The 11,460-nt window shown below is 38.3% G+C and carries 11 protein-coding genes and 1 riboswitch; of the genes, 5 read left to right on the top strand and 6 right to left on the bottom strand.

Annotated features, from left to right (window positions below; translation table 11 throughout):
- Positions 1 to 10 precede the first annotated feature (10 nt).
- The 3 genes from ACIQXI_RS16790 to ACIQXI_RS16800 all read right to left on the bottom strand — a co-directional run bounded on the left by ACIQXI_RS16790 (position 11) and on the right by ACIQXI_RS16800 (position 2,812).
- The gene (locus ACIQXI_RS16790) at positions 11 to 583 is read right to left on the bottom strand and encodes a YitT family protein (RefSeq protein ID WP_402927202.1); all 573 of its coding nucleotides are present in this window, start codon (positions 581 to 583) and stop codon (positions 11 to 13) included.
- Between the two features lie 463 nt (positions 584 to 1,046).
- Positions 1,047 to 1,895, bottom strand: coding sequence for a D-amino-acid transaminase (gene dat / locus ACIQXI_RS16795; protein WP_402927205.1), 849 nt, complete (start codon positions 1,893 to 1,895; stop codon positions 1,047 to 1,049).
- A 17-nt stretch (positions 1,896 to 1,912) separates the two neighbouring features.
- Positions 1,913 to 2,812, bottom strand: a complete 900-nt coding sequence (locus ACIQXI_RS16800) for a DMT family transporter (protein ID WP_402927208.1) — start codon at positions 2,810 to 2,812, stop codon at positions 1,913 to 1,915.
- A 139-nt stretch (positions 2,813 to 2,951) separates the two neighbouring features.
- Here ACIQXI_RS16800 and ACIQXI_RS16805 point away from each other — a divergent pair, with 139 nt between their 5' ends.
- The gene (locus ACIQXI_RS16805) at positions 2,952 to 4,319 is read left to right on the top strand and encodes an aminotransferase-like domain-containing protein (RefSeq protein WP_402927211.1); all 1,368 of its coding nucleotides are present in this window, start codon (positions 2,952 to 2,954) and stop codon (positions 4,317 to 4,319) included.
- 154 nt (positions 4,320 to 4,473) lie between these two features.
- On the opposite strand, the gene ACIQXI_RS16810 is transcribed toward ACIQXI_RS16805, so the two are convergent.
- Positions 4,474 to 4,656 (bottom strand): DUF6366 family protein, encoded by a 183-nt coding sequence (locus tag ACIQXI_RS16810; RefSeq protein WP_402927213.1) that lies wholly within the window; start codon positions 4,654 to 4,656, stop codon positions 4,474 to 4,476.
- Between the two features lie 445 nt (positions 4,657 to 5,101).
- Here ACIQXI_RS16810 and ACIQXI_RS16815 point away from each other — a divergent pair, with 445 nt between their 5' ends.
- The 4 genes from ACIQXI_RS16815 to ACIQXI_RS16830 are packed head-to-tail and all read left to right on the top strand — an operon-like array spanning position 5,102 to position 9,101.
- Positions 5,102 to 6,166: an iron-siderophore ABC transporter substrate-binding protein gene (locus tag ACIQXI_RS16815; RefSeq protein WP_402927215.1), complete on the top strand. Its 1,065-nt coding sequence runs from the start codon at positions 5,102 to 5,104 to the stop codon at positions 6,164 to 6,166.
- 1 nt (position 6,167) lies between these two features.
- Positions 6,168 to 7,202, top strand: a complete 1,035-nt coding sequence (locus tag ACIQXI_RS16820; RefSeq protein WP_402927218.1) for a FecCD family ABC transporter permease — start codon at positions 6,168 to 6,170, stop codon at positions 7,200 to 7,202.
- Positions 7,199 to 8,230, top strand: coding sequence for a FecCD family ABC transporter permease (locus ACIQXI_RS16825; protein ID WP_402927219.1), 1,032 nt, complete (start codon positions 7,199 to 7,201; stop codon positions 8,228 to 8,230). The genes ACIQXI_RS16820 and ACIQXI_RS16825 overlap by 4 nt, the downstream gene beginning before the upstream one ends.
- 1 nt (position 8,231) lies before the next feature.
- Positions 8,232 to 9,101, top strand: coding sequence for an ABC transporter ATP-binding protein (locus ACIQXI_RS16830; RefSeq protein WP_402927222.1), 870 nt, complete (start codon positions 8,232 to 8,234; stop codon positions 9,099 to 9,101).
- A 101-nt stretch (positions 9,102 to 9,202) separates the two neighbouring features.
- Here ACIQXI_RS16830 and ACIQXI_RS16835 read toward each other — a convergent pair whose 3' ends face one another.
- Both ACIQXI_RS16835 and ACIQXI_RS16840 read right to left on the bottom strand, forming a co-directional pair.
- Entirely contained in the window at positions 9,203 to 10,495 is a 1,293-nt protein-coding gene (locus ACIQXI_RS16835) for a nucleobase:cation symporter-2 family protein (RefSeq protein ID WP_402927225.1), read from the bottom strand.
- A complete protein-coding gene (locus tag ACIQXI_RS16840) occupies positions 10,495 to 11,079 on the bottom strand; it encodes a xanthine phosphoribosyltransferase (protein ID WP_402927228.1) in 585 nt (194 codons plus the stop codon). The genes ACIQXI_RS16835 and ACIQXI_RS16840 overlap by 1 nt, the downstream gene beginning before the upstream one ends.
- A 133-nt stretch (positions 11,080 to 11,212) precedes the next feature.
- A riboswitch (purine riboswitch) is annotated at positions 11,213 to 11,314 on the bottom strand.
- Positions 11,315 to 11,460: the final 146 nt, after the last annotated feature.

Consider the following 11,460-nt stretch of genomic DNA (forward strand, 5'->3'; position numbering starts at 1 on the left):
AAGCTATTTTTTATTTTGCATAACTGGTAATGATACTTGTTGTAATGCCTACGACTAATACAGTAACGATGGACAAAATTAATGTATTGGAGGACAGTAAAAAACCTCCTATAACAATAACGATTGAATCAATAAAAAAAATAAGAATTCCTACATTCATGCCCGTTTTATCACTTAAAAACTGTGCAACAAGATCTGTTCCTCCAGTGCTTGTCTGATAGCGAAGCATTAAACCGATGCCAAAACCAACTAAAATTCCGCCAAATATAGCGCTATACATCGCATCGATTTGAATGACATTTCTTATAGGCTTTAACAGGTCAATAATAAACGACGAGGCAATTAACCCATGCACACTATTGTAGAAATAAGCTCTGTATTTAAACCAGGCTATAATGAATATTGGAATGCTTAAAATAATAATCATCAGGCCTATTTTTAGTTTATACAAATAATACAAAATTAGCGCTACCCCTACAACGCCACCGTCTAGTATTTGATAAGGTGTTAAAAATAAGTTAATGCCTAATGATATCAAAATACTTCCTACTATAATGACCAAGCCCTTCTTCAGAAAAAACATACAACCCCCCTCCGAGACTAAGCATGTACTTATAGTATGAAAAAATTGAATTGAACATGTTTTAGACTTGGCTACATGGAAAAAATACTTTAATCTCTCAAGATATTCTTATAAATAAGTGAAAATTATTTACTAGGAGTAAAAGTGTATACATAGTGCATGCTCATTCGTTGAAGGGTGCTATAGGTATCTTGATACACAAACAACATTACGTTTACTGAAAAGCTCCGCAGTAGCGGTTATCAACGGCAGATGGCTTTTTTCAATATGTAAAAGTATGAAACCTTGCTATTCATGCTTTTGCAGAAGAGTTGATGGTACTGCAGGCGGGGGCTCCTACGGAAACGCACACAGTGTAAGACGCAACAAACCTGCGCGCAAGCGAGGATTGCGACTTACGTGTGCCCACGGAAAGGTCCGCCGTAGCGGACAACACAGATATAGAATAAAGTATTACGTAAGATTACTTATAAATCGCTACAGGAATTTTTGTATTAAATTGTTTTTGCAGTTTACGTGTCCATTCCCCTGGCTTTCCTGTACCGACAACATAATCATCGATTTCAATAACAGGTGTAATTTCGGATGTTGTAGATGTAATAATGACTTCTGTCATCGTCTTTAACTGCTCTAATGTAAAAGCTTGTTCCTTTACTAATAGGCCCATTTCTTTTGCACACGTGAGCATAACATTGCGTGTAATGCCATTTAAAATCATATTATTCGCTGGATGTGTGTAGAGTACCCCATCTAAAATGGCGTGAACATTCGAGGAAGCCCCCTCTGTCACGACTCCATCACGATGTAAAATTGCCTCATAACAACCTTTCTCATAGGCCTCCTGCTTTGCTAATACAGGTCCCAATAAATTTAATGTTTTAATATCACAACGCAACCATCGAATATCCTCTAAAACCGTTGCTTTCACACCATTTTCGAAATTTGCTAACGGCCGTGGATTTTCCTTAACATTTGCTATTAAAACTGGCGTACACTTTTCCGGAAAATGATGCTGACGTGGGCTAGTGCCTCGTGTAATTTGAAGATAAATATGACCAGTAGCGAGTTTATTTTTTTGCACAAGGTCACGCAATAACTGCATTAACATATCTTTTCTATAAGGAATGGCTAGTTTTATTTTCTCTGCACTTACATAAAAACGATCGAGGTGTTCATTTAATGTAAATACCTCTCCATCATAAACTTTAATGACTTCATATACGCCGTCTCCAAATTGATAACCTCGATCCTGCGAATCAATAATCACTTTCTCATCTAATACGAGTCGGTCATTCCATAAGCTATATCCCATACATGTCATTCCTTTTTTTAATTGTTTATTCTTTCGCCTCTTGTGAATACTGGTGCATTTTTTCCTATTAAAACTGCTATAACGACGATAACCGCAACCAACAGCGTAAACCAAGTAATGGATTCATCTAGAAAGATGGTGGCAAATAATATCATCAAAAATGGCTGTAAATATTGGATTTGACTCACCCTTGCTATACCGCCCATAGCCATCCCGCTATACCAAGCAACATAGGCAAGAAATTGACTTACGATGGCGAGATACAAAAAGCTAACCCAAGCTTGTATTGGCGCATCTAGCATGTCAGCTGAAAAATTGACTATTACCGGAATAATAAAAAAAGGCGCTCCCATCATAATGGCCCATGCAATCACTTGCCAGCTCCCTAATTCTTTTGCCAGCAAACCACCTTCTGCATAACTAAGACCCAATATAATGACTGCTGCAAGTAACGCTAAATCGGCAAATTGTATTTGACCAAACCCTAGATGAATGGCATAAACAATAACAGCGAGCGCACCAATGAAACTCGACAACCAAAATTTGAATGATGGCTTTTCACCTGCTCTATACATGGCGAATCCGGCTGTTGCTAACGGTAATAACGCTAATTCCACCGCACCATGAGCAACAGGCAAGGATGCCATTGCCCACGATGTAAGTAGTGGAAAGGCAAAAACAACACCAAATGCTACAATTCCAAGACTTTTAAATTGCCGACGAGTAGGAAGCGTTTGCTTTTTAACAATAAATATAACGGCTACTAAAATAGCGGCAACAACTACCCTACCTAACCCTACGACAGTCGCGCCAAAATAAGTTACAGCAACACTTGTAGACGGCAGCGTTAAACTAAAGCAAATGACACCTACTAGCCCTAAGAGCAAACCGAGCTTCCCTTTATTCTCCACTTGCATGCAGCCACTCTCCTTTCATAATCGGTACCAGCTTCTGGTATAATCAAATACTAACGGGTACACTTATATGAAATAAATAGCTTTTTTACTTATCTGTCCTGGTACAGTTAAAGGGGGAGTCAATATAGATACCAAATACATGCAAATTATAGAGGAAGTAAAAGAGCAATTAACAACAGGCAAACTTTATGCAGGTTGTAAGCTTCCATCTGTACGTCAATTATCTGAGCAATTTTCGTGTAGTAAAAATACGGTTATTCGAGCTTATTCTCAATTGGAACAAGAGCATGTTATTTATGCCATTCCTAAAAGTGGTTATTATGTAGTGAATGAATTTCAGCATGATAAGCATGCGAACGAAATGATTGATTTTTATTCTGCTGGTCCAGATATTCACGCATTGCCCTACGTTGATTTTCAACATTGTATGAATCAAGCGATTGAACAATATAAAGAAGAGCTGTTCACTTACACCGATCAACAAGGTCTCTATTCATTGCGTATACAGCTCGCGACATATTTGCAAAGTTTACAGGTATTCACCCAACCCGAAAGATTGGTCGTCGTTTCAGGCTCTCAGCAAGCACTTAACTTATTCGTAACAATGCCTTTTCCAAATGGCAGAAGCAATATTTTAATCGAGCAACCGAGTTATTTTGGGATAATTGAATCCATACAGTTGCATCAAGTAACAACTTACGGTATTGAAGTAACAATGGACGGCATTGACCTTGAGCGTTTGGAATATATTTTTCGTAATCATGACATAAAGTTTTTCTATGTCATTCCAAGATTTCATAATCCTCTTGGTCATAGTTATACGAATAGCGAGAAGAAAAAAATTGTGGAGTTAGCGGAGAAATACGATGTCTATATAGTGGAAGATGATTTTTTAGGCGATCTTGACCAAAATACCAAATCAGATCCTCTCTTTTCATTTGCCCCTTCTGGAAGAGTCATTTATATCAAAAGCTTTTCGAAAATCTTCCTACCAGGGTTAAGAATAGCCACTGTCGTGTTACCTACTCAAATGGTTGATAGTTTTTTACGCTATAAATTTAGTGCAGATTTTAATAGTTCCGCTTTATCTCAAGGAGCATTAGAAATTTATTTAAGAAATGGCATGTTTGAAAACCATCTTAAAAAAATTAAAGCGCTCTATTTTAAAAAAATGCAAATCCTGCAAGAGGCATGTGAATTATTACTCCCGGCTAATACTTCTTTTACTAAGCCATCATCAGGTTTTTACTTATCCATCGTTTTACCTGATAATATAACAGCCAAGCAAATAGTGCATATGCTAAACGAACAACATGTATATGTTGATGATGCCTCTAGAATGTTTTTACCGGAATATAAAAAGGACAATATATTACGTTTATGTATTTCACAAGTAAATGACAGTCAAATTAAACTTGGCATTGAACGCTTGGCTCACTGTATTACTTTAATTAACAGTAGAAAACACCAAGCACCGAAAACTTTTTTACATTTCCAAAATGGCTAAACTCACTGCTTGAACGGCAGAAACTACGTGAAAAAGTGGTAGATTGACCGTAATCTTTCTACCACTTTTTTGCTGCGCGCTTGTTTCTATCGGCGATTCCCATGGGTTTATCGGCGATTCGCCTGCTTCTATCGCAATTCCCTCAAGTTTAGCGTTAATTTGAACACGCTCTAACTAATAATATAATTACGATAATAATGACGAGCGAACCGATATTGATTAAACACCCACTGCTTGGGGCACCTGTGCGGGCTTGAGCTTCTGCACTATTTAATGCTCCCCCAGGATTATATCTTTGCTCTTTTGCTTTTAAATTTTCTCTTTCTCTCTCTGCCATCAAAGCCCCCCTTTAAGTTAAAACATCTCTTCGATAATTATTTGTTCATAACATGCAACTCGTACATGCCGATATTTTTATTTCTAATGTATCAATATAAATAGTTAATGGCTTGGCTTCGTAATGGGCTGTTATTGCACCCTGCAAAATTTCTTCTAACACAGCAGACGACTATCTTGGTATTAACAAAGTGTATAATATGTCATCGCATGTCACTTCTTTTCGCCAAGTCATTTCTTGTTTTGCTTCATCAAAGCCACATTCATCACATACCATTTATCCCACTACCCTCCAACCTATATAATACCAAATATTACTTTATTTAAATGTCTTAAATATATAAATAAAACAATCTATTGACATTCGAACGTAATAAATATATATTTTCATTGATAGTGATAATCATTATCATTTAAAATATATTTAGTAGGAGTGTTATTCTAATATGAATCAAAAGCGTTACTTTTCATTATTTACAATGTTCATCATAGCTGTACTTTCCTTTGCTTTAGCTGGATGCGCAGATCAAGAGTCTGGCTCAGCATCTACCGATTCAAAAGATGCAACAGCAAAAACAGATGCTAAGTCAACTGAAACACAGTATCCAATTGCCATTAAGCATGCATTTGGAGAAACTGTCATAGAAAAAAAACCTGAGCGTGTGGCAACGATTGCATGGGCAAACCATGATGTTGCCTTAGCACTTGGTGTTGTACCAGTGGGCTTCTCCGCAGCAAACTATGGGGTACAAGATGATAGCGGCATGTTGCCTTGGACTGCAGCTAAATTAAAAGAATTAGGAGAAGAAAATCCAACGATTTATCAAGATACCGATGGTTTAGATTTCGAGGCCATTGCGGACTCTAACCCAGATGTTATTTTAGCTGCTTATTCAGGTATTACACAGGAGGACTACGATACTTTAAGCCAAATTGCGCCGGTAGTTGCTTATCCAGAAATCCCATGGGTAATTTCATGGCGTGACCAAATTTTATACAATGCAAAAGGTATGGGTATGGAACAAGAAGGCAAGCAATTAATTGCCGATACTGAGAAGTTAATTGCCGACAAGGCAAGTAGTTTCCCAGAATTAAAAGGAAAAAAAGCAGCATTTGGTTCGTTCAATGCAGCTGATTTATCGAAGTTTTATATTTATACACCAGCTGATCCTCGCGGTGAATTTTTAGAGGAATTAGGTATGGACTATCCACAAAGCGTTAAAGATCAAATTGCTGATGAATCTAGCTTTTATATTGAATTAAGTGCTGAAAATGCAGATGCTTTAAAGGATGCCGAAATCTTTATCACTTATGGTGATGACAAAACGTTAGCGGCATTACAAGCTGACCCTATTTTAGGAAAAGTGCCAGCAATTCAAAATGGTGCAGTAGTCGTCATTACTGATAATACGCCATTAGCTGCCGCAGGTAACCCAAACCCATTATCCATTCAATACACAATTGACGAGTATTTATCATTAATCTCCGATGTTGCGAAAAAGCTGAAATAACATGATGCATACTTCCGTCTCAGAAAAAAAGCATATTTTGATGCCTCGTAACTTAAGCAGGCTCCTTATTTTGCTGTTCATATTGCTATGCCTTAGTGTCGTTGCATCGCTTGTATTTGGTTCTCGGATGATTACTTGGAGTCAACTTCTGGATGGTTTACTCCATTCAGAAGTTGCATCACATGAAGCCAATGTTGTTCGCCAAAGAATTGTCCGAACAATTTTTTGCTTTATGTGCGGTGCAGCTTTAGGCGTATCGGGTGCATTAATGCAATCTGTCACACGCAATCCTATTGCTGACCCTAGTATTTTAGGTGTCAATACAGGTGCAGCTTTATTTGTTGTGTGCGGAATTGCTTTTTTACATATTAGTTCTGCACATCAATACATTTGGCTGGCCATAATAGGAGCTCTCATTACTGCTATATTTGTCTTTACTGTTGGATCGCTTGGTAGTGGCGGCGCAACACCGATAAAGCTCGTCTTAGCAGGTGCAGCAACGAGCGCTATTTTATCATCACTCGTAGTGGCAGTGATGATTCCGCGCACGAAAGTAATGGATCAATTTCGATTTTGGCAAGTTGGCAGTGTCGGATCAGGAAGCTGGGATACTATTACACTGTTTATTCCGTTTTTAATCGTTGGACTCGGTATTGCGATTTTTTCTGCGCCAGCGTTAAATGCGCTTGCACTTGGAGATGAAGTGGCAACTGGCTTAGGTGTGAAAACTGGGACGATACGACTTATTGCTTCATTTGGTGGCGTCTTATTATGCGGTGCGGCAACAGCTTTAGCCGGGCCAATCGGCTTTATCGGTTTGCTAGCGACACATTTAATTCGCTTAATAATCGGTCCAGACGTCCGCTATATTATCCCCCTTTCCGCATTAGCTGGGGCCATTATTTTAACAATAGCTGATGTGTGTGGAAGACTAATAGGCAGTCCAAGCGAGCTTGAAGTAGGTATTGTTACTGCCTTTATAGGAGCCCCACTTTTAATTTTAATTACAATGAAAGCGAAAATGCGTGCACTATGATGAATGAAACAATGATGGCAATTTATAGCTCCAAAATGAAACGCAAACGTCGTTTCATACTCATGACGTGTTTGCTATTAGTAATGGCGATTGGACTTATGTTTTTAATGCTGATGCTTGGCAATACCATTTATCCAGTAAAAGATGTGGTCAGTGTAGTATTAGGTGGAAATGTTAAAGGTGCTTCTTTTGCAGTAGGAACAATCAGATTACCACGCATGATTGCTGGTCTATTTTCAGGCTTTGCCTTCGGCGTTGGCGGATATATTTTCCAAACGATGCTACGAAATCCATTGGCCAACCCTAACGTTATTGGCATCACAGCTGGCTCTAGTGCTGCTGCTGTTTTTTGTATTATCGTCTTGCATGCAAGCAATGCCGTTGTATCAATTGCTTCTGTTTTAGGAGGACTGTTAACAGCTATCGTTATTTTTATTTTGTCAAAAGGTAGCTCATTCTCCATCGGGCGATTAATTTTAATTGGTATTGGTATTCAAGCCATGTTAAACGCTTTTATCTCTTATTTAATGGTCATTGGTAATACGTACGACATTCCTTCTGCGATGCGTTGGTTAAGTGGTAGTTTGAATGGAGCGAAAATAGAAAATCTCTATCCTTTGATTGGCACCGTTTGTATTTGTACGCCCATTGTCCTTTATTTGGCTACTAGATTAGAAATATTAGAGCTTGGTGAGCACGCAGCGACATCACTCGGTGTTGCTACGAATAAAACACGTTTGTTGCTGTTACTTAGTTCGGTATTGATGATTGCCACGGCTACTGCAGCTACTGGTCCTATTGCTTTTGTCGCTTTTTTAGCGGGTCCTATTGCCAAAAAAATAGTTGGTGTAGGCTTTTCAACTATCGTACCTGCAGGCTTGATTGGCGTTATTTTAGTATTAGCTGCAGATTTAATAGGTCAGTTTGCATTTGATGCCCGATATCCTGTTGGCGTCATTACCGGGATTATCGGTGCACCGTATTTAATTTATTTATTAATCCGTATCAATCGAAAAGGAGATTTATAACATGAAGCCAACACATACATTTCGAGCAGAACACATTACGGCTGGTTACGACAAAAAAACGATTTTACAAGACGTTAGTGTAACGATCCCTAGCAATAAAATCAGTATCATTATTGGTGCGAATGGCTGCGGAAAATCTACGTTGTTGAAGACAATGGCTCGACTAATAAAGCCGACTGCAGGGCAAGTGACGTTAGATGGACAATTAATTCAAACAATGCCACCTAGGCAACTTGCTAAAATACTAGGCTTATTACCACAATCACCTATTGTGCCAGAGGGAATTACTGTTGCAGATTTAATTGGCAGAGGTAGATTTCCACATCACCGCTTTTTAAAAGGCTGGTCAAAACAAGATTATGCGGCTGTCGCAGAAGCGATGGAAATGATGAAAATTACGGAGTTTGCTGATCGTCATATTGATGAACTATCAGGTGGTCAAAGACAGCGGGTTTGGATTGCCATGGCATTAGCACAGCAGACCGATATTTTATTTTTAGATGAGCCAACAACATTTTTAGATATAACGTACCAAGTTGAAATTTTAGATTTACTGACAGATTTAAATCGTAAGTATGGCACGACCATCGTGATGGTGTTACACGATATTAACTTATCCGCACGTTATGCCGACTATATTTTTGCCCTACATGAAGGCAAACTTGTCGCAGAAGGTACGCCAACTGACATTATTTCAAACGCCTTAATAAAAGATATTTTTGCGCTCGATTGCATGGTTATCGAAGACCCTGTTTCGACGTCTCCTTCAGTCGTGCCAATTGGGCGACACCATAACCAGCTAGATGCTATGACTTTAAACAAAGGTAATGGGACTAGACGACAAGAACATCTAACTGAATCCGTCATTTAAACATGCCAATGAGTCCCCCCTTATGGTAAAAGAAAAAAATGCCACCTCCTAATCTAAATTACTAGATAAAAGAAGGTGGCATAAGAACGTTAATTTAATTTTCACCCATGCATCGGATCATTTTTATGCTTTGGCCCAATCATGTTAAATAAAATATTTAAGATAATCGCTGTAACCGAACCACAGACGATACCGTTAGAAGTTAAAATCGCAATACCTGGTGGTAGTGATGCAAAAATATCTGGAACTACGGATACACCGACACCAAGACCAACTGCAATCGCTGCAATCATCGCATTTTCCGCTGATTCATTCATAACAGGTACAAGCATACCCATACCTTGCGTAATCACCATACCGAACATCGCTAACATTGCCGCACCAAGTACTGGTGTTGGAATGATTGTTGTTAACGCTGCGATTTTTGGTAAGAAGCCAAGTGCTACAAGGAAGGCACCTGTTAGGTAAATGACTTTGCGATCTTTTACACCAGACATACGCGTAAGTCCAACGTTTTGAGAGAATGTTGTATATGGGAAGGCATTAAAAATACCTCCGATAACAGAAGCAAGACCTTCAGAACGATAGCCACGTGCTAAATCTTTTGACTCTAGTTTTTTATTACAAATATCGCTCAGTGCAAAATAAACACCTGAAGATTCTACTAAAGAAACCATTGCTACAAGCGTCATTGTCAAAATCGCTGATGCATCAAATGTCGGTACGCCAAAATAGAATGGCTGCACCATATGGAAAGCACCCGCTTCTGATACAGGCGAGAAATCTACTTTCCCCATAAATGCGCCTAAAACAGTTCCTGCAACTAAGCCAATTAAAATGGAAATAGCACGAGCAAAGCCTGTTGTAAAACGATAGACAACTAAAATAATAACTAATGTAATAAACGCTAATGCAACATTCGAACCTGATGCAAAATCTGCCGCACCTTGTCCACCCGCCATATTGTTTAATGCTACTGGTAATAATGAAATACCAATAATTGATACAACCGAACCTGTTACAACTGGTGGGAAAAATTTCACAAGCTTACCGAAGAAGCCTGCGATGACCACGACAATTAATCCGGAAGCAATAATGGAACCATAAATATCAGTAATCCCTTGTTCAGGGTTTGTCCCAATTAAAATAATTGGGCTAACCGCTGTAAAAGTACAACCTAGCACTACCGGTAAACCGATACCGATAAATTTGCCTGAATACACTTGCAGTAATGTAGCGATCCCACACATCATAATGTCAATCGCTACTAAATAAGTCATTTGCTTTGAATCAAAACCTAGAGCATCTCCGATAATAAGCGGTACTAAAATAGCACCTGCATACATCGCAAGTAAATGTTGAATTGCTAGCGTTGTTGACTTAAAGGCATTCATTATGCACGATCCTCCGTGGCAAACGTTACTTCACCATCTTCTAAAGAATCCACAATTGCCAATGATTCTACTCGAACACCTTGTTCACGTAATAATTTACCGCCATCTTGGAAGCCTTTTTCAATAACGATACCAACACCAACAACATTTGCCCCTGCTTGTGCTGCAATATCAAGTAAGCCTTTTACCGCTTCACCATTTGCTAAGAAATCGTCGACAATTAGGATGCTGTCATCTTTATTTAAGAAATTACAAGATACTGAAATTTCATTTGTTTCGTTTTTAGTGAAAGAATGTACTTTTGAAGAATACAGATTATCTGATAATGTTAAAGATTTGCGTTTACGTGCAAATACGACTGGTGCCCCAATTTCAAGTCCTAAAAAGACAGATGGTGCAATACCTGAAGACTCAATCGTTAATACTTTTGTAATAACATCATCAGAGAAGCGATTTGCAAATTCATGCCCAATCTCTTTCATAAGTTGTGGATCGATTTGGTGGTTTAAAAATGAGTCAACTTTTAATACAGAAGAAGATAAAACTTTACCTTCCTGCTTAATTTTGTCGTGTAATAACTTCATTGCTGTTTTTCCTTCTTTCTTATAATAATAAAAAAAGCGCTAAATACTTTGATTCCATTCATCTACGAGTGGAGCAAGGCATTCAGCGCAAAAACGTCGAAACTATTAGAAAAAACATACTTAGTATGCCTATTTCTAAAACAATGCTACCCATAGTCGATTCATTTACGGTAAATCGGTAGAAACTTACGAGCCATATTCTCGCTATTATATGAGTGAAATAGTATTAAGCTGATAGTTCTCTTCATCCGGCAGAAGGTTAAATCTACCACTGAAAAAAGTTTAAATTTTCGGAATTTAATGGTATTTACGCATTATATTGACGTAAACGTTCGTGTTTTACAATTTATGTTCTGATTATATCAGACTATTTTCGAGCTT

It is taken from the genome of Lysinibacillus sp. NPDC097195 (assembly GCF_044762075.1).
Classification (GTDB): domain Bacteria; phylum Bacillota; class Bacilli; order Bacillales_A; family Planococcaceae; genus Lysinibacillus.